The sequence below is a fragment of the Halomonas sp. GT genome (assembly GCF_002082565.1).
Taxonomy (GTDB): Bacteria; Pseudomonadota; Gammaproteobacteria; order Pseudomonadales; family Halomonadaceae; genus Vreelandella.
This window is the reverse complement of sequence record NZ_CP020562.1, coordinates 3206617-3224284: the sequence shown is the minus strand read 5'-3', so window position 1 is coordinate 3224284 and position 17668 is coordinate 3206617. Positions and strand designations below refer to the sequence as shown.

The window sequence follows — 17668 nt, the reverse complement described above, 5'->3', positions numbered from 1 at the left end:
TTACTCCCCAAGGCCGAATTTTGCATCGAGTTTGTTCATTCTCCAGGCATAGAAGAAGATCAGTACGATGAAGGTGAGGATGGAGCCCTGTTGAGCGAACCAAAAGCCCAAGTCAGTCCCACCAACGGGAATGCCCGCTAACAGCGGACGAAAGAGGATGGCACATCCATAAGAAACGAACGCCCAAACGGCCAAGCATCCAAAGATTAGTCGGACGTTGGCTTTCCAGTATTCAGCAGCGTTGGATTTGTCATCTGCCATTGTGGTGCTCTCCAGTTGTGATTTTTAGGGTTGGAAAGTTAACTCAGGATAGCGTGTGATCCATTAGGGCAATCCTTCATAGAAAACCGCTCTTTTAGTTGTCTGCGATGATTTAGTGCGGTTAGACACATCACCTTGTTAGTTAAGTTGCTCTGCTGGTTAATGGTTTGGCAAGGTTTTCTTCAGTGTCTTGATAAGTATTTAACAAGTGACACATGAACATCCTGTATAGCCCGTTGTTAATAGTGAGCAATAATCGCAAAAAATAAATCCCAGACTTTGGTATCAATGAGCTTTCAGCACGTATTGTGATGTTAGTTTATGAAAATAAATACTTGTTTTTGAAGTTTTTTGATCATTTCGTCCTAGGTGATAGGACGATGGTCTATGGGTCGCTTAAAAGCAATGTTTGCTACTTTTAATAAGTGGTATATTAAATGATCAAGTTTGCTAATTCGTGTCGCTACTTTGGTCGCTAAACAAACGTCTTTGCGACGTTAGCGGTATAGCAAAAGGTATAATAAAGGCGCTGGTTAAAAAACAATCAAACCTTAAGCCATTTTGTTCTTCATCGCGGTTAACTGGGGTCACTCATGATTGACGTTGATCTTTCCCAATTGCCCTTCACATTAATTGATGATGAAGGGCGTGACCACGTGCGTCGTGGTATGGACATCGCCTATTTTGATCGTGATGAAATTATTATCGAGATGGGACAAGCGGGTGAATCGGTATTTTTGATTCATAAAGGCGAAGTTGCTGAACTGGACCCTACCTTGCCAGCGTCCAGTGCACGGATTGGGCACTACACGGCTGGTGACCTGTTTGGTGCCATTAGTATTCTGAATGGTAAAAGCCGCTATCGTTTCCAAGCTGAGCAAGAATGCTTGTGTTATGTGATGCCTAAGGCTCTATTTATAAAGCTATGCCGTCACCATCCTGACTTCGAAAATTTTTTCAAGCAGTCGCTATCTCATAAAGCGCGTTTAATGACTGAAAAGCGTGCCGAAGGCGGTGTGACGATGGCTGGCTTTATGTTGGCTAAAGTCAGCGAATGTATGCGCGAACCTCTTATCATGGACGCATCGACAGATATTGCTAGCGCGGTGCGCCAGCTCAACGACAGTCATGCGGATAGCTTGTTAGTCAAAACCCAGGGCGAATTTGGCATTGTTACTAAAACCGATTTGCTCAATGGCGTCGTGCTGAATAACTTTGAACATACATCGCCCGTTGAGGATGTGGCCCATTTCTCGTTGGTGACTGTTACCCCCAACCAATACTTATTTGAAGCGCTCGTGCTGATGACTCGGCATAAAGTAACGCGCGTGGTGGTTATGGAGCAGGGAGCCCTGAAAGGGGTGGTAGAGCTAACGGATGTCCTGAGCTATTTTTCGAGCCGTAGCTATGTGGTTAGCCTGCAGGTAGAACAGGCAAATAGCTTAGAAGCATTGGCGGCTGCCAGCCAGCGCACGCCAGAATTGGTGAATGCGCTTATGGCACAAGGGGTTAAACTACGTTTTGCTATGGACCTACTGGCCGCGTTGAATGGCCGAATCATCAATAAAGCGTGGTCATTTGTTATTCCCGAGCAGTATCACTCTCACAGTTGCCTAATGGTCATGGGAAGTGAAGGACGCGGTGAGCAAATTCTTAAAACAGATCAAGATAATGGTCTGATTTTAGCTGATGACAGCCAATGGCCTTCGCTTGCCGACGACATGAATGCGCTTACCCAGACGCTGATTCAGCTCGGTTACCCACCGTGCCCAGGTAATATCATGGTGTCTAATCCTGAATGGGTTGGCACTGTGTCGCAATGGAAAAACAACATTACTAAATGGGTGAGTGCAAGAGATGGCGATAGCCTAATGAAGCTGGCAATTTTGCTGGATGCCCACGGGGTGGCCGGTAACCCGCAATTGCTAGACAGCGTGCGGGCAGCGCTGTTTGAACGCTGCTCACGCGATGAGCTACTACTGTCCTACTTTGCACGCGCTGCGCTGCGCTTCTCAACACCGCTAACGCTATTTGGCTCCTTAAAAAAGCCCCAGCATGGAATTGATATTAAAAAAGGCGGGATTTTCCCTATTGTTCATGGGGTGCGCACAATGGCGCTCGAGCGACGAATTAACGCCACTTCCACCTTAGACCGCTTGGACGCTTTAGCAGAAGATGGTCGTCTTGATCGCCGTTTTGCTGACGACCTGGGGGAGGCGCTGGCGCTATTTACCGAACTACGTTTAAAGCAGCAGTTGCAGACAGCAGAAGCGTCGACTCAGCAGCGCAGCAACCGTGTGGTGGTGCAAGAACTCTCGTCCCTTGAGCGTGATCTGTTGCGTGAGGCGCTGCATATCGTAAAAGATTTTAAGCAGCGGCTCTCCCATCGTTATCATTTGGAGTATTCGTGAGCGGAATGCGCTTGTTAGACCGGCATATGTCATTACTCAGTGGCTCGCTGCGTACATTAATGCAGCGCGAAAGCGACCGCCGACGCTGGGCAGATTCCCCCTACGCATGGCTGTTTCAGCCCTACATGGGGGAAGAAATGGTGGCACTTGCCTGCCAGGTTAGCCCGGGCCAAGCGCCTGTGGTCAGCGTCGCTGCTGTTGTCTTAAGCCCAGGGAGAGTGCAGACCAGCCAAGCCTGGGTGGCTACCCTGGCAGAAGAGCAAAACAACAACGGCCCTGCATTGCGGCGACATCATCAGCTTTATGCGACGGATACGGTGCTGGCGCCTAACGCTGAGCATCTTGGGGCGCTAGCTGAATTTATCGGTAATCGGCCGCTAATTGGTTGGCAGTTAGGCCGCTCGGTGGAACATCTTAATCTTTTGTTTAAAGCCGGGCTGGGATTTGGTTTGCCCAATGCCCAGGTTGATGTTGGAAAGCTGCACTATCGTCAGCTGCGTCGCTTACATCCACAGTGTGAGACGAGCGGCCGCCTAACGGAAGCGCTCGCTCGTTGGCAAATACCCGCTCTTCAATGGATGGGGGTGTTGGGGGATGCTACCGCAAGCGCGCTTTTATATCTGCGTTTGCAGCGCGAGATCGCCCAGCAGGCGTAGTCGTTACTACCCTCATACGATGAATCCACGGGTTTATCTTGGGTGGAGGTGGTGAGTCTTGTTAGAATGTTCGCTGCTTCTTCTACCATCGGCAGTGCCTACACCATGCTACAACCTGACTATTTTGATCCCGCTGCACTTGAGACTGTTTCTGTTAGCAGCTCTGCTGTTAATAGCTCACAGACACCATCCGAGCATCATGCCGCTAAACAAAAGCGTGAATTTAATAAGCTACAAAAGCGCTTACGGCGAGAGGTTGGCAACGCCATCATTGATTATCAAATGATTGGTGAAGGTGACAAAGTGATGGTGTGTCTGTCTGGTGGCAAAGATAGCTATACGATGCTGGAGATACTGCTTAACCTGCAGCGCAACGCGCCAGTTAACTTCTCTCTGGTCGCCGTCAATATGGATCAAAAACAGCCAGGTTTTCCAGAGCATGTGCTGCCCCAATACTTAGATAAAGTGGGTGTTGAATACCACATTTTAGAGCGTGACACCTACTCCGTGGTGAAAGAGAAAACCCCTGAAGGAAAAACGACTTGCGCACTCTGCTCACGATTAAGACGTGGCTCTCTCTATGGGTTTGCTGAGGAAATTGGGGCAACAAAAATTGCCCTAGGGCATCATCGTGAAGATATTTTAGAAACGTTATTTCTTAACATGTTCTTTGGTGGCACTTTGAAAGCAATGCCTCCCAAGCTTTTATCTGACGATGGCAAAAACATTGTCATTCGCCCCCTTGCCTACTGCAAAGAGGCTGATATTGCAGAGTTTTCTCGGCTAATGGAATTCCCCATTATTCCCTGCAACTTATGTGGCTCTCAGCCCAATCTTCAGCGTCAAGTCGTCAAAGATATGCTGGCTGAGTGGGATAAAAAACATCCAGGACGGCTAGAGAGCATGTTTAAAGCAGTGACCAATGTAGCGCCTTCCCAGCTGGCAGACCGCCGTTTGTTTGACTTTGCTGGCCTTGAAGCCAAACAAGCGGCGTTGATGGAAGGGCGTATTCAGGCGCTTACCGTGGACTAGCCGACTGTTCTTCCTCTTCAGCTAGCGTGATGAGGCGTTGCATATCTAAAATATTAACCTCGCGCCCTGAAACAGCCACTACCTCTTGCTGTTGAAAGCGGCTAAGAATACGGCTGACCGTTTCTACCGCCAAGCCTAAGTAGTTGCCAATATCGGCGCGAGACATGGAGAGCCTGAAGCTATAAGGCGAGTATCCACGTCGACGAAAACGGTCTGAAAGGGTAACTAAAAAGCTTGCTAGTCGCTGATCGGCCGTCTTGCGCGATAGCAAGCGCATCATGCGTCGGTCATCCCGCAATTCTTTGCTCATACTCCGATAAAGCTGACCACGTAGTTCGGGTAGTTCTTCGGAAAGTAGGTCCAAGCGATCAAACGGGATTTCACACACCGTTGTGGTTTCCAGTGCAATGACGCTACCGGGGTAGTGCTCTTCATCAATTCCGTCTAACCCCACCAGTTCGCTGGGAAGATAGAAATTTGTCAGTTGATCATTGCCATTACCTTCGCTGGTTACCTGTTTCAGGCTGCCTGAGCGGACGGCATACACGCTGGTGAAGTGATCACCCTGGCGAAACAGGGGCTCGCCTTTTTTAAGCGGAGCGCGGCGACGAATGATGGCATCAAACTGACTCATGTCCTCAAGCTCTAAGGCAAGCGGTAGACACAGCGAGCTTAGGCTACAGGTCTGGCAGCGCGCCTCTTGCAGCAGTGAGCGTCGTTGGCTGGCGGGGTGTGGCATATTATTCTCCCTTTCTCGTTAGCCATCATAGGCCCAGGTGCAAGACGTCTCAAGAAGCTTATACAATCTTAGAGTAGCGCTGAGTCGGCTGGTCAGCTAGGCGAGCATCAAAAGCCATCGCCAAATGGCGAATCAGCAGCCGCCCAGAGGGGGTGGCGCTAATAACTTGCTGATGGCGAGTGATCAAGCCGTCTTGCTCAGCTATCTTCAATTGCTCAATTGCGGTGGAAAAATAGTCATTGGCATCGATGTGCCAACGCTTTCCAACGTCCGCTAGATCAATATGCATGTCGCACATTAGCCGTTCAATCACGTCTCTTCGTATTAGGTCATCCTTATTTAACCTTAATCCTTTAACGGTTGCCAGCTTACCTTGATCTAAGGCTGCTTCATATTGGTTAAGCTGGGTCGGGTTTTGTGCGTAAACGTCGTCAACCCGTGATATGGCGGATACGCCTAAGCCAACTAAATCGCACTGTGCATGGCTAGAGTAGCCCTGAAAATTGCGTTGTAAGGTGCCGTTGCGCTGAGCAATCGCTAGGCTATCGTCAGGTCGTGCAAAGTGATCCATGCCAATATGCACATAGCCTGCGTTAGTCAGCATTTCTATGGTGGTATGCAAAATAGCCAGCTTTTCATCAGCGCTGGGAAGGTCCGTTTCGTTAATGCGTCGCTGTGGCGCAAAACGGGTGGGCATGTGCGCATAATTAAATACGGACAGCCGTGCAGGGTTGAGTTCGATGACTTGACTTAGTGTCTCGGCAAAGCTTTTTTCTGTTTGAAATGGCAGTCCATAAATCAAATCAAGATTGAGTGAGCGAAAACCAAGACGGTGTGCTTCTTCCATCAACGTTTCGGTGAGTACCCGGGGTTGTACTCGGTTGATGGCTTTTTGTACCTGCGGATTTAAATCCTGTACGCCAAGGCTTAGTCGATTAAAGCCGAGAGACTGTAGGTGGCGCAGCGTAAATACGTCTGCTTCACGAGGGTCTATTTCAATAGCGTAATCACGATCGGCTGAGCCAGATAAACCAAAACGGGCATCTAGGCGATCAATCAGATCTCCCATCTGTGCCAAGGTTAGAAATGTGGGCGTACCACCGCCCCAGTGTAACTGTTGCACCGGCCGTGAAGTGTCTAAATGGCGGGCAGTGAGCACCATCTCTCGATCTAGCTGAGAAAGATAAGGTTCTGCAAGGGCGGTATTCTTCGTTGCGATTTTATTGCAAGCACAGTAGAAGCAAATTTTTCGACAAAAGGGCACATGCACATACAGTGATAGCGGACGGTGGCTCTCGTTACTGCGCGCTAGCGCCTGAGTAAAGTCATCGGCACTAAACTGCTCATGAAACGCTAGAGCTGTCGGGTAGGACGTATAGCGTGGGCCACTTTTGTCATAGCGACGCAGCAGCGCTTCATCCCAGGCATTAGCCCCAGACACATCAGTGTTGGTAGGTGAGAAGGCAGCAGTGGCATGAACGGGCATGGCGAGCGCTCCGAAGTGAGAAGTAAACAAAAGGAGTGACTGAGCGCAGTTGCTCAGTATTCTCTTGGAATGCTACGTCGGAGACACTTGGAAAGCGTTGAGCTATATCAAGCTATAGAAGAGTATGCCTAATGCGTTGTTAGGGGTATCAGCGTCCATAGCTGCCAAAGGGCGAAGCTTATTATCGACAGTGCGGCGACGCTTCGAGTGGCGGGGTGGCGGATTAAATGGCTCAGCTGTTGTGCTGCAAATCCCGTTGCCAGCAGAGCAGGGAGTGTACCCAGGCCAAAAGCCCCCATTAAAAGAGCGCCATCGAGTGGGTCTGCAATCGCTAAGCTCCAGGCTAGCATGGAGTAAACCAGACCGCAGGGCAGCCAGCCCCACAGTGACCCCAGGGCGAAGGCTTGAGGAAGTTGGACGACGGGCATCAGGCGTCTTCCCACTGGCTCTATATAACGCCAAAGGTATCTTCCAACGGCTTCTACTCTCAGAAGCCCTTTCCACCAGTTAGCGATATAGAGTGCCATCAAGATGAGCATCAATGCGGCGAAAGCCTGCAGCGCAATGCGTGCAGATGGCGAAAGCGATATGAGTGTGCCAAGTGCAGCAACAATAGCACCCGCCACCATATAGCTGAGAATACGTCCCGCGTTATAGCTAATCAACAGTCCACCCATGCGGGCTGGGTGTCGCATGCTAGGCGGAACGGCAAAGGTTAGCGCGCTCATAATGCCGCCACACATGCCGATACAATGGGCGCCGCCCATTAAGCCAAATACAAATGCGGCTAGTAGGGGCGGTAAATCGAGTCCCGTCGGATTCATACAGGAGGCTCTTGGTCATCTTGAGAAGAGGACCCGCTTTTTTTACGCGCTGCACGCTGCTCGGGAGACAGGTCATTCTCATCGTCGTCGAATAGGATGCGGTGGGCTGGCCCTTCTAAATCGTCAAACTGGTCGTGCTTCACGGCCCAGAAAAACGCCCACACCGCGAGACCCAGAAGAATGAGTGAAAGTGGAATCAGTAAGTATAAAATCGTCATGCCGTCACCGGTGTTGATAGGGCAATCTGAGGGGCTAGCGGCGTACGCCAGCGAGTGAGACGAAGCGCGTTACCTACCACGATCAGGGAGCTTAACGACATGCCAATCGCAGCGAGCCAGGGGGGAATTAAGCCCATTGCTGCTAAAGGCAGTGCCGAAAAGTTGTAGCAAACCGACCACATCATATTTTGGCGCATAATTCGACGTGTGGCGCAGGAAATATCAATCGCCTCAAAAATACGCATTAGGCGTGGGCTGAGCAATATCGCGTCGGCGCGGGTTCGGGCAAGGTCTGTGGCGCCATTCATGGCAATGGCGACGTCAGCGCCAGCCAATACCGGCACATCATTGATACCGTCACCGATCATCACAACACGCTCACCGCTGGCTTGTAACTCACGTAATCGTGCCAGCTTGCCCTCAGGCGATTTGCCAGCGTGCCACGTCGTAATATTGAGCTGTTCTGCCAAGCTTTCTACCGCTTCTTGCGTGTCACCAGAAAGTAGTTCTACTTCCAATCCACGGGCTTGAAGTGCGGCAATGGTTTGAGCCGCATCTTCACGAATGCCATCGTGTAGCTTGAACCAGGCACGTGGTGCGCTGTTTTCACTGAGTAAAAGCCATTGGCCGGTGCCTGGTGGAGGCAGTGTGGTTGTCGTCGCAAAATCGGGTTTGCCTAATCGCCATGTTGCGCCGTTTAAAGTGCCTTCTAGCCCGCTTCCAGTCACACTTTTGACGTTGCGTGCCTGCAGTGTGGCATCTCGGAATGGGCGAAAAGCCCTGGCAATGGGGTGTTCAGAGTGTGCCTCTAGCGCCGCTGCGATGGCTTGAGCATGCTCTTCACTGAGCGGTGTATCGCTGTGGGCGAGATGCTGTTGGTCAATAGGATACGTTTGGGTCAGCTGCATTTCGCCGCGGGTCAGCGTACCGGTTTTATCAAAAATTACGCGGGTGACGTTGGAGAGTGATTCGATCGCGTCAGCACGTGTAATTAATACGCCTCGCTGGCGCAATTGTCCATGGCCTGCTGTCAGTGCTGTGGGGGTAGCCAGTGCCAGTGCGCAAGGGCAGGTGACTACTAATACCGAGAGTAGTACCCATAGCACGCGAGACGGATCAATAAACCACCATACTACGGTGACACACGCGGTAACGATCAGCAGTCGTAACACAAACAGGTGCGCCATACGCGCCGCCATCTGGGCAAGTCGTGGGCGACTTGCAAAAGCGCGATCGGTTAAATCGACAATGCCGGCCACTCTGGCGCTATTGCCAGCATGGGTTACCTTTATGATAAGCGGGTTTTCCATGTTTTGGCTGCCACCCACCACACTTTCGCTTACCCGCCGAGTCACTGGCAAGTACTCACCGGTCAGCATCGACTCATCAAGACTGGATTCGCCGTCTTCGATAATGCCATCAGCGGGAACGCCATGACCGGGCTTGATTAGCACGCGGTCACCTTCTGTAAGTTCACTGGCAGGAAGAATGCGTTCACTGCCATCAGCTTCAAGGCGAATAGCGGACACTGGCAAAACTCCGCTCAGCGCATTGCCGCTGTGGCCGCTGCGCCGTCTAGCCCTACCTTCTACATAACGGCCAAATAGCAAGAAAAAGGTAAACATGGCGACCGAGTCGAAATAAACATCACCAACGTTAAACAGCACTGCATAACTGCTTGCTAAATAGGCACCGCCAATAGCTAGCGAGACCGGTACATCCATGCCAAGAACGCCGGTTTTCAGATCACGCAATGCGTTACGGAAAAAAGGCTGCGCTGAGAAAAATACCACGGGCGTAGCTAGTGCAAACGATAGCCAGTGAAACAGGGCGTAAAAGTCTTCGCTAAGCTCACCTGGCCCCGATACATATATGGGAATGGAGAACATCATGACCTGCATCATCCCGACAGCCGCGACAATCAGGCGGCGCACATTCATGCGTTCTTCATGTTGCAAGCGTGTTTGGGCTAGGTCAGGTTCATAGGGCTGAGCATCGTAGCCAATGGCCGCTAGTTCAGCGAACAGCTGTGACAGGTTGATGACAGTAGGGTCCCAGCTCACACGAAGGCGATTATGGGTGAGATTGACCGCGCTGGAAGTGACGCCATCGAGTGCATTCAAGCGATGTTCAATGAGCCAGGCGCAGGCTGCGCAGGTGATGCCATCCACAGCCAGTGTGGCTCGAACTTGTCCTTCGTCACCCTCTGGATGAACAAACTGCGCTTGAAGCCCTGGATCATCAAATACCGACCAGGTTTCTGCTTTGGCAGCTTGGCGCTCGTCAGGGCGCTCTGGCATTTCTGTGCGATAGCGATAATAGCTTTCCAATCCGCCATCGACGATGGCATGGGCGACGGCTTCGCAACCTGGGCAGCACAGCGGGTGGGGGGTGTCGTCAATGTTAATTCGCCACGGTGCCCCTTCGGGCACCGGGTTGCCGCAGTGGTAGCAGCTGAGGGCGGTTGTGGTCATTCGTTCTCCGAGCGCCCACCAGGTAGTAATGCAATAGTGTTTTCATCAGGGAAGCGTGCTTCACCGATTAGCCGCCAATCTGCTTCACTACCTTGTTCTGGCTGCAGCTGTAGATACCAGCGATAGCGCAAATTGTCAGGCCCTTGGGTGACATAGCGACCTTCACGCACATGCTCAAGTACAAATGACTGGTCACGGTCGTCTTCGGTGGGGAAAATAAGATCTAGATAGAGTTTGTCTGGGCGAGCATCACCAGCAAGGTCGATAACGATATCGCTGGTAAGCGGATCAATACGTAGCTCAGCACTTAAGTTCAAAGCGCGGGCTTGCTCTTGCTTCGCGAATATCACGTTAATCGCTTTACCGTGCTCGTAATAATCTTCCTGCACCACCATACCGTCGTAGCTTTTAATCGACAAAACCGCAAAGGTCGTGCTGACCACAATGGAAGAGAACAGCAGGCCTAACAAAAACCATGGCCAGAACTGTTTGTACCAAGGCGTAATCGTAGGGTCTGACATAACGCATTTATCTCCTGGCATTGCCTAAGAAGCGGGCTTCACGCTCTTGACGGATTTGCTCATCTTGTTGTGCTTGTAGCACAAAAGTAATGGGGTGGCTGGGTTGGCTCAGGTCTTGTGGATTTGCGAGAACGGTCACTACCTGAATGCGTGACTCGCCTGCTGGTACGCTAATCGACGTATTATCTAGCGTTAAGCTAGGTAAGCCTGACACACTGATTTGATAAGTGTGTGGCTCGTTATCAAGGTTACGTACTGTGAGGCTGTACACATTGCTGATTTGCCCTTCTCGGGTCATTTGGTAGAGCTGTGTGCGCTCTCGTTCAGCGTCGAAACTAAGCGGTATACGGTCATTAACCGCCCAGGCAAAGGCAACCACCATAATAATCAGTGCGGCAAAGTAGCCTAGTAGTCGAGGTCGTAAAATATGGCTTTTCTTGCCTTCTAGCGCGTTTTCCGTTGTGTAACGAATAAGTCCTCTAGGGTAGCCCATTTTGTCCATAACGCTGTCACAGGCATCAATGCAGGCAGCACAGGTAATGCACTCGTACTGTAGCCCATCACGAATATCGATACCTGTTGGGCAAACCTGAACACATAATTCGCAGTCTACGCAGTCGCCAAAGCCAGCTTCTCTCGCCTGTGTATGGCTAAGGGATTTCTTCCGTCGACCTCTTGGCTCGCCGCGTGCTTCGTCGTACGACACAATCAGCGTGTCGCGATCAAACATGACTGATTGGAAACGCGCATAGGGGCACATATAAATACACACCTGCTCGCGTAGCCAACCTGCATTTAAATAGGTAAACACTAAAAAGAAGCCAACCCAAAAATAGGACCAGCCATGGGCTTCTAGCGTAGGCAGTTCCATCACTAGCGTACGAATAGGAGTGAAGTAGCCCACAAACGTGATGCCAGTAGCCAAAGAAATCAGTAGCCAAGCGGAATGTTTAGCTCCTTTCCTCCATGCTTTGTCAGCATTCATTGGCTGCTTATCGAGCTTAATGCGGTGGTTTCTAGATCCCTCTATGCGGTGTTCAAGCCAAATAAACAAGAATGTCCAGACGCTTTGTGGGCAGGTATAACCACACCAAACGCGTCCAGCAAAAACAGTAATAAAAAATAGCCCAAAGGCACAGATAATAAGCAACCACGAAAGTAATACGAACTCTTGGGGATAAAATGTGGCAGCAAAAATATGAAACTCTCGACCTGGAAGGTCAAACCATATGGCTGGGCGGTCTCCCCAGTTCAGCCATGGAAGCAGGAAAAAGCCCAACATAAGCGCCCAGTTAGCGCTACGCCTTACTTTTTGGAAGAGCCCTTTAATTTCGCGCACATAAATATGTCGGCGCTTAGCATACATGCTCTGAGTTGTACTTTCCCCAGGGGTGTGGTGCCCAACGGGTGGCGGCGTAATATCTTGGCTAGGTATTTTTTCCATGGCGATGATCGCAGCTCAATAAGGCAAGAATAGGCGGCAGCATGGATATCGTGGCGTTAAACCTACGACGCTAGATAACGCAACGGTATGCCGTGTCGCTAAACAATAGTGTAACGGATAGAGATGGTGTCTGGATGAGCGATGGATGAAGAAAGGGTGCGGTATGAAACCGCACCCTATATACACCTATAGATCTATGCAGCTAGCGAGAAACTAGTCGTTGAAGCGCAGGCTGTAGACATAGGCTGCCACTAGGTGAACACGCTCTTCACCGATATAGGCCGCTTGCGCTGGCATGTGGCCGTTACGACCGTTACGCAGCGTTTGACGGACAGAGTCGGCAACACTTTGCCCTGGTGCTTGATAAAGCCAAATATCATTCGTCAGATTAGGTGCGCCCAAGGCGATGTTGCCTGTTCCACTCGGTGTATGGCACGCGGCACAAGCCGCAAGGAACGTGCTTTCACCGCTGGCTGCACGCTCTGCATCGTGCTCCAAATCGGAGAGAGAGAGTACGTACTGGGTGAGGTTCTCAATGTTGCTTTCACCTAACTGTTGCCAAGCAGGCATTAACCCATTACGACCATTATTCAATGTCATCATGATGTTTTCCGGCTCGCCGCCATAAAGCCAGTCATCATCAGTCAAGTCTGGGAAGCCGTAGCCCCCTTGGGCGTTAGAGCCGTGGCATACCGCACAGTTGTTCAAGTAAACACGCTCTGCTACTCGCATTGCTTCAGCGTCTCTTGCCAGCTCAGGAATAGGTATTTCCTGATACTGAGCAAAAATCGGCGTGAAGCGCTCTTCAGCATCAGCAACCTCTTCTTCCCACTGGCCTTCTTGGGACCAGCCCAAAATGCCAGCATAGTTACCTAAGCCTGGGTAAAGTACTAAGTAGCCCAAGGCGAAAATAACAGTGAGAACAAATAGCTTAAACCACCACTGGGGCAGCGCATTGTCATACTCTTCTATCCCGTCGGCCGCGTGGCCAGTGGTTTCGACATTCCCATCGGCATCTGGCGTTTTATCGGTTCGGCGGTTGGCAAATAATATCCAAACGCTTAGTGCGATAGTGCCCAGCGTGATGACAATAATCCAGGCGCTCCAGAAGCTGGATAGGGAGTCACCCCATAAATTATTCATGTATTTTTATCTCCCCTGTCGTGGCGGGAATCCACTTCGTGCTTAGACGAAGTATGCTTATCACGGGGCGGTTGCTTATCATCATCGGCAAAGGGCAGGTTGGCTGCCTCGTCGAAGTCTGGTTTGCGTCGCTTTGAGTAGGCCCATATAAAGATGCCAATAAAAGCGACGATCAAAATCAGCGTGATAAGACCGCGGAAAGTTCCCGTATCCATAACTTAACGAGTGCCCTCGAGCACGGTTCCTAACTGCTGCAGGTAGGCTACTAGTGCGGTAATTTCCTGGGTGCCGCGAACCTCTTCTGTCGCAGTGGCGATATCGTCATCGTCATAGGGCACGCCTAGCTGACGCAGGGCGCGCATTTTTGCCGGTGTTGATTCGCCATCCAGGGTGTTTTCGAACAGCCAAGGATATGCAGGCATGACCGACTCGGGTACTACGTCACGGGGGTTATACATATGCGCGCGGTGCCAATCATCGCTATAACGTCCGCCTACGCGAGCAAGGTCCGGCCCAGTGCGCTTAGAGCCCCACAGGAAGTTGTGCTCATAAACCTGTTCGCCGGCTACGTTGTAGTGGCCATAGCGCTCGGTTTCTGCTCGGAACGGGCGAACCATCTGTGAGTGGCAGCCTACGCAGCCCTCACGGCGATAAATGTCACGTCCTTCCAGTTCGAGTGCGGTGAGGGGTTGAAGACCCTCAACCGGCTCGGTCGTCTGCTTTTGAAAGAACAGTGGCACCACTTCGGCCAGGCCGCCAAAGCTGATCGCAACCAGGATCAACACGGCGAGCAGGCCAACGTTCTTTTCAACAATCTCGTGTTTCATTGGTCTCAACTTCCCCGGTTTAAGCGGCTTGTGGCGCGGAATAGCTACCAATCGTTTCGCGACGTTTGACGGTCATGTAAACGTTGTATGCCATGATCAGCATGCCTACGACCCAGAATAGGCCACCTATTAAGCGAACAAAGTAGCCTGGACCGCTAGCTTCGACAGACTCCACGAAGGTATACATCAGCGTGCCGTCAGCGTTAATCGCGCGCCACATCAGGCCCTGCATAATGCCGTTGACCCACATGGCGGCGATATATAGTACTGTGCCGATAGTAGCTAACCAGAAGTGCACGGCAATTAGATTGACGGAGTGCATTTCGGTGCGCCCGAATAAGCGTGGGATCAGGTGGTACATTGAGCCGATGGTAATCATTGCTACCCAACCGAGTGCGCCCGAGTGTACGTGACCAATGGTCCAGTCTGTATAGTGAGATAGCGCGTTGACGGTCTTAATTGCCATCATCGGCCCTTCGAAGGTCGACATGCCATAAAACGAGAGTGCAACTACTAAGAAACGAAGGGTAGGGTCGGTACGTAGCTTATGCCAGGCACCAGATAACGTCATCATGCCGTTAATCATGCCGCCCCAAGATGGCGCAAGAAGAATAATAGACATGATCATACCCAGCGATTGTGCCCAGTTAGGCAGCGCTGTGTAATGCAGGTGGTGAGGACCTGCCCACATGTAAATCATAATCAACGCCCAGAAGTGGACGATTGAGAGGCGATAAGAGTAAATCGGGCGTTCTGCCTGTTTCGGCACGAAGTAATACATCATGCCCAGGAAGCCTGCCGTTAGGAAGAAGCCGACCGCATTGTGGCCATACCACCACTGCACCATCGCATCTACCGCACCCGCATAAATTGAGGTGGAGTACATGGGGGTGACCGGAATGGCCGCATTATTAACGATGTGCAGCACCGCGACGGTTATAATAAACGCTGCGAAGAACCAGTTCGCCACGTAAATATGGGAAGTGGTGCGCTTTTTAATCGTCATTAAGAACACGATAGCGTAGCTAATCCAAACGACCGCAATCAAAATGTTGATCGGCCATTCGAGCTCTGCGTATTCTTTTGTAGTGGTGTAGCCCAACGGCAGAGACACCACCGCAGAGAGAATAACCGCTTGCCATCCCCAGAAGGTAAACGCTGCGAGCTTGTCAGAGAACAGGCGAGTCTGACAGGTACGCTGTACGACATAGTAAGACGTCGCAAATAGCGCAGAGCCACCGAAGGCGAAGATAACGGCGTTAGTGTGTAACGGACGAAGACGTCCGAAGCTTGTCCAAGGTAAGCCGAGATTCAGTTGCGGCCAAACTAGCTGGGAGGCAAGGATAACGCCAAGCGTCATACCTACAATGCCCCACACAACGGTCATGATCGCGAACTGCCGAACTACCTTGTAGTTGTAGGTCGGGTGTTCCAGTGCTGTGCTCATTTCATGTTCCCATCGAACGCGGTTAGGGGGTAACCCGTAGCATTTTGCATTAGCATTTTGCCCGGGTGCGGCCACCCGCTTGATGATGCAGGTCAAGATCCGATAGAGATTCTATCGCAGCCACGCCCTAAGCTGAACACGCCAATAGAAGTAACACTGAATTATTAGGAGTTAATCGTGTCGTATTACGCCGATTCTGGATTCGTCGATATACACCCAGCAGCTTTAAACGATGCGTTAGCTAATCCCACCGTACAGCGGTTTATAGTGATTGGGCACGGCCCGCTTTCAGTTTTGGGATCGCCTAAGGTTGGCCGAATACTGCTTGCTCATGGTGCTGGGGCGGGTCATTGCTCTGTATTTATGCGGCAATTTGCCGCGACGTTAGCAGCGCAAGGGATACAGGTCCTGGCAATTGATTTTCCCTACATGCAGCAGATTAACGAGCAGGGCAAGCGCCGTCCGCCGCCTCCCATCAAGCAAACGGTGACTAATTTTGCCTCATGGTACGCGCTACTTGCGCCTTTGAGTGATCAGCCCTTGTGGGTGGGCGGTAAGTCGATGGGAGGGCGTGTTGCAACTTTATTTGCCAGTGAAATGCTATCCAATGAAGTGAATGGCCCTGGTGTTATTGTCGCGGGCTATCCTTTCCATCCACCTAGAAAACCAGATAAAACCCGCTTGGAGCATTTTCCTGCTATTCGTTGTCCTGGGCAGATTCTACAAGGTGAACGAGACCCCTTTGGCAGCAGGGATGAAGTGTCAGGCTACAGCCTTCCTACTAATATTGATGTTGTTTGGCTTGCTAATGGGGATCATGACTTTAAGCCCAGGCGTGTTTCTGGGTTAAATCAGCAGGTTTTGATTGACGAAGCAGCCATACTTGCGGCATCCTTCGTCCGCGCTCATCAAGTAGGTGCAGCAGGGTACGTGTAATAGAAGGCAATACGCTGGTTTGAATCGAAAATTTAAACGTATCGTATTGACATCTTGCTAATAACCTGTAGAATGCAGCGCCACGTGACCAGCGGGTGGTTAGCTCAGTTGGGAGAGCACCAGCCTTACAAGCTGGGGGTCACTGGTTCGAACCCAGTACCACCCACCATTTATTTGGTCGTTTGGGAACGTGAAGCAGTAGCAATTGATGCGTTAGTGGACCGGTAGTTCAGTTGGTTAGAATGCCGGCCTGTCACGCCGGAGGTCGCGAGTTCGAGTCTCGTCCGGTCCGCCATCATCAATTATTACCGCATGAAAGTTATCGCTATTCGGACCGGTAGTTCAGTCGGTTAGAATGCCGGCCTGTCACGCCGGAGGTCGCGAGTTCGAGTCTCGTCCGGTCCGCCACGATAGCTTTTTTAGTTTTACCATTGCAAAGCTTATTGCTTTCAATGCCCTGGGTGGTTAGCTCAGTTGGGAGAGCACCAGCCTTACAAGCTGGGGGTCACTGGTTCGAACCCAGTACCACCCACCATTTAACTTAATGTTTATAAGCGCCTCTGAACCGCTTTAAAATGGTTAGTTTTATGGTTTGAAGTAAGTGACTTAAAGTGGACCGGTAGTTCAGTCGGTTAGAATGCCGGCCTGTCACGCCGGAGGTCGCGAGTTCGAGTCTCGTCCGGTCCGCCATTTAAGCGCTCATCGACTTAATATTTTAGTCGAACGAATTCCGAAAAGCCCAGATCACTGATCTGGGCTTTTTATTGCGTGTAATTTAGTACCTTGGGCCCATTATGTGCAGCCATGAAGCTGCACGGTAGTATTAGGCGATAGCGCTTACACCTGCTTTGGCAATCTGTACATCCTGGTCAGGCTTTACGCCTGAGATGCCGATAGCGCCCACTACGTTGCCGTCTACGATGATAGGAACGCCACCAGATAGTAGACCCTGTAGTGGAGCAGACAAAAATGCGGTGCGGCCGCCGTTAATCATCTCTTCAAAAACGTGTGTTTCTTTGCGGCCTAACGCTGCACTGCGTGCCTTTTGGGTAGCCACATCTGCACTGAACGGCGCAGCATTATCTAAGCGTCGCAGAGCGAGCAAGTGTCCGCCATCATCCGTTATGGCAATGGTAACTGGCCATCCGTTGTTATCGGCTTCTTTTTGAGCAGCGTCTAGTACCTGAATGACATCGGCTTGGCCGAGAACAGCTTTGGTTTGCATCAAACTTTCCTTTTCATCAAGGGG

Annotated in this window: 17 protein-coding genes and 5 tRNA genes; 9 read left to right on the top strand and 13 right to left on the bottom strand. The window is 51.0% G+C overall.

Going from position 1 to position 17668, the window contains the following annotated elements:
- A complete protein-coding gene (locus B6A39_RS14855; RefSeq protein ID WP_038477966.1) occupies positions 1-261 on the bottom strand; it encodes a DUF4212 domain-containing protein in 261 nt (86 codons plus the stop codon).
- Between the two features lie 593 nt (positions 262-854).
- Here B6A39_RS14855 and B6A39_RS14850 point away from each other — a divergent pair.
- From B6A39_RS14850 to ttcA, 3 genes are all read left to right on the top strand, one after another.
- Complete coding sequence (locus B6A39_RS14850) at positions 855-2672, top strand: putative nucleotidyltransferase substrate binding domain-containing protein (protein ID WP_083006922.1); 1818 nt, start codon at positions 855-857, stop codon at positions 2670-2672.
- Between the two features lie 5 nt (positions 2673-2677).
- A complete protein-coding gene (locus tag B6A39_RS14845) occupies positions 2678-3328 on the top strand; it encodes a DNA polymerase III subunit epsilon (RefSeq protein ID WP_083007924.1) in 651 nt (216 codons plus the stop codon).
- Positions 3329-3394: 66 nt separating this feature from the next.
- Positions 3395-4360: a tRNA 2-thiocytidine(32) synthetase TtcA gene (ttcA, locus tag B6A39_RS14840; RefSeq protein ID WP_442906322.1), complete on the top strand. Its 966-nt coding sequence runs from the start codon at positions 3395-3397 to the stop codon at positions 4358-4360.
- Here ttcA and fnr read toward each other — a convergent pair.
- The 11 genes from fnr to ccoN form a co-directional block, all read right to left on the bottom strand.
- Positions 4347-5099, bottom strand: a complete 753-nt coding sequence (fnr, locus tag B6A39_RS14835; RefSeq protein ID WP_083006921.1) for a fumarate/nitrate reduction transcriptional regulator Fnr — start codon at positions 5097-5099, stop codon at positions 4347-4349. The two genes, ttcA and fnr, sit on opposite strands and share 14 nt — an antisense overlap.
- Positions 5100-5157: 58 nt before the next feature.
- Positions 5158-6585, bottom strand: a complete 1428-nt coding sequence (gene hemN, locus B6A39_RS14830; protein WP_083006919.1) for an oxygen-independent coproporphyrinogen III oxidase — start codon at positions 6583-6585, stop codon at positions 5158-5160.
- A 128-nt stretch (positions 6586-6713) separates the two neighbouring features.
- Positions 6714-7409, bottom strand: coding sequence for a sulfite exporter TauE/SafE family protein (locus B6A39_RS14825; protein WP_083006917.1), 696 nt, complete (start codon positions 7407-7409; stop codon positions 6714-6716).
- Positions 7406-7627 (bottom strand): cbb3-type cytochrome oxidase assembly protein CcoS, encoded by a 222-nt coding sequence (ccoS, locus tag B6A39_RS14820; protein ID WP_083006916.1) that lies wholly within the window; start codon positions 7625-7627, stop codon positions 7406-7408. Before ccoS ends, B6A39_RS14825 begins: the two co-directional genes overlap by 4 nt.
- Positions 7624-10101 (bottom strand): heavy metal translocating P-type ATPase, encoded by a 2478-nt coding sequence (locus B6A39_RS14815; protein ID WP_083006914.1) that lies wholly within the window; start codon positions 10099-10101, stop codon positions 7624-7626. The genes ccoS and B6A39_RS14815 overlap by 4 nt, the downstream gene beginning before the upstream one ends.
- Positions 10098-10622 carry a FixH family protein gene (locus tag B6A39_RS14810; protein WP_083006912.1) on the bottom strand — a complete coding sequence of 175 codons (525 nt, stop codon included), beginning with the start codon at positions 10620-10622 and terminating at the stop codon, positions 10098-10100. The genes B6A39_RS14815 and B6A39_RS14810 overlap by 4 nt, the downstream gene beginning before the upstream one ends.
- 7 nt (positions 10623-10629) lie before the next feature.
- Positions 10630-12066 (bottom strand): cytochrome c oxidase accessory protein CcoG, encoded by a 1437-nt coding sequence (ccoG, locus tag B6A39_RS14805; protein WP_083006911.1) that lies wholly within the window; start codon positions 12064-12066, stop codon positions 10630-10632.
- 213 nt (positions 12067-12279) lie between these two features.
- Entirely contained in the window at positions 12280-13209 is a 930-nt protein-coding gene (gene ccoP / locus B6A39_RS14800) for a cytochrome-c oxidase, cbb3-type subunit III (protein WP_083006909.1), read from the bottom strand.
- The gene (locus B6A39_RS14795) at positions 13206-13424 is read right to left on the bottom strand and encodes a cbb3-type cytochrome oxidase subunit 3 (RefSeq protein ID WP_083006907.1); all 219 of its coding nucleotides are present in this window, start codon (positions 13422-13424) and stop codon (positions 13206-13208) included. Before B6A39_RS14795 ends, ccoP begins: the two co-directional genes overlap by 4 nt.
- Before the next feature lie 3 nt (positions 13425-13427).
- Positions 13428-14036 carry a cytochrome-c oxidase, cbb3-type subunit II gene (ccoO, locus tag B6A39_RS14790; RefSeq protein ID WP_009721304.1) on the bottom strand — a complete coding sequence of 203 codons (609 nt, stop codon included), beginning with the start codon at positions 14034-14036 and terminating at the stop codon, positions 13428-13430.
- Positions 14037-14055: 19 nt separating this feature from the next.
- Entirely contained in the window at positions 14056-15483 is a 1428-nt protein-coding gene (gene ccoN, locus B6A39_RS14785) for a cytochrome-c oxidase, cbb3-type subunit I (protein ID WP_083006905.1), read from the bottom strand.
- 177 nt (positions 15484-15660) lie between these two features.
- On the opposite strand from ccoN, the gene B6A39_RS14780 reads away from it, so the two are divergent.
- The 6 genes from B6A39_RS14780 (at position 15661) to B6A39_RS14755 (ending at position 17109) form a co-directional block, all read left to right on the top strand.
- Positions 15661-16419 (top strand): alpha/beta fold hydrolase, encoded by a 759-nt coding sequence (locus B6A39_RS14780; protein WP_083006904.1) that lies wholly within the window; start codon positions 15661-15663, stop codon positions 16417-16419.
- Between the two features lie 93 nt (positions 16420-16512).
- Positions 16513-16588, top strand: a tRNA-Val gene (locus tag B6A39_RS14775).
- 49 nt (positions 16589-16637) lie between these two features.
- Positions 16638-16714 (top strand) — tRNA-Asp (locus B6A39_RS14770).
- Positions 16715-16750: 36 nt separating this feature from the next.
- A tRNA-Asp gene (locus tag B6A39_RS14765) sits at positions 16751-16827 on the top strand.
- Positions 16828-16878: 51 nt separating this feature from the next.
- A tRNA-Val gene (locus B6A39_RS14760) sits at positions 16879-16954 on the top strand.
- A gap of 78 nt (positions 16955-17032) precedes the next feature.
- A tRNA-Asp gene (locus B6A39_RS14755) sits at positions 17033-17109 on the top strand.
- A gap of 133 nt (positions 17110-17242) precedes the next feature.
- Here the strand turns inward: B6A39_RS14755 and B6A39_RS14750 are convergent.
- Positions 17243-17644 (bottom strand): GlcG/HbpS family heme-binding protein, encoded by a 402-nt coding sequence (locus tag B6A39_RS14750; protein WP_083006902.1) that lies wholly within the window; start codon positions 17642-17644, stop codon positions 17243-17245.
- Between the last annotated feature and the right edge of the window lie 24 nt (positions 17645-17668).

Excerpts from the sequence above, each read along its gene's own strand:
- B6A39_RS14855 (WP_038477966.1), bottom strand. The coding sequence starts at position 261 with ATGGCAGATGACAAATCCAACGCTGCTGAATACTGGAAAGCCAACGTC.
- B6A39_RS14850 (WP_083006922.1), top strand. The coding sequence starts at position 855 with ATGATTGACGTTGATCTTTCCCAATTGCCCTTCACATTAATTGATGAT.
- B6A39_RS14845 (WP_083007924.1), top strand. The coding sequence starts at position 2,678 with ATGCGCTTGTTAGACCGGCATATGTCATTACTCAGTGGCTCGCTGCGT.
- ttcA (WP_442906322.1), top strand. The coding sequence starts at position 3,395 with ATGTTCGCTGCTTCTTCTACCATCGGCAGTGCCTACACCATGCTACAA.
- fnr (WP_083006921.1), bottom strand. The coding sequence starts at position 5,099 with ATGCCACACCCCGCCAGCCAACGACGCTCACTGCTGCAAGAGGCGCGC.
- hemN (WP_083006919.1), bottom strand. The coding sequence starts at position 6,585 with ATGCCCGTTCATGCCACTGCTGCCTTCTCACCTACCAACACTGATGTG.
- B6A39_RS14825 (WP_083006917.1), bottom strand. The coding sequence starts at position 7,409 with ATGAATCCGACGGGACTCGATTTACCGCCCCTACTAGCCGCATTTGTA.
- ccoS (WP_083006916.1), bottom strand. The coding sequence starts at position 7,627 with ATGACGATTTTATACTTACTGATTCCACTTTCACTCATTCTTCTGGGT.
- B6A39_RS14815 (WP_083006914.1), bottom strand. The coding sequence starts at position 10,101 with ATGACCACAACCGCCCTCAGCTGCTACCACTGCGGCAACCCGGTGCCC.
- B6A39_RS14810 (WP_083006912.1), bottom strand. The coding sequence starts at position 10,622 with ATGTCAGACCCTACGATTACGCCTTGGTACAAACAGTTCTGGCCATGG.
- ccoG (WP_083006911.1), bottom strand. The coding sequence starts at position 12,066 with ATGGAAAAAATACCTAGCCAAGATATTACGCCGCCACCCGTTGGGCAC.
- ccoP (WP_083006909.1), bottom strand. The coding sequence starts at position 13,209 with ATGAATAATTTATGGGGTGACTCCCTATCCAGCTTCTGGAGCGCCTGG.
- B6A39_RS14795 (WP_083006907.1), bottom strand. The coding sequence starts at position 13,424 with ATGGATACGGGAACTTTCCGCGGTCTTATCACGCTGATTTTGATCGTC.
- ccoO (WP_009721304.1), bottom strand. The coding sequence starts at position 14,036 with ATGAAACACGAGATTGTTGAAAAGAACGTTGGCCTGCTCGCCGTGTTG.
- ccoN (WP_083006905.1), bottom strand. The coding sequence starts at position 15,483 with ATGAGCACAGCACTGGAACACCCGACCTACAACTACAAGGTAGTTCGG.
- B6A39_RS14750 (WP_083006902.1), bottom strand. The coding sequence starts at position 17,644 with ATGCAAACCAAAGCTGTTCTCGGCCAAGCCGATGTCATTCAGGTACTA.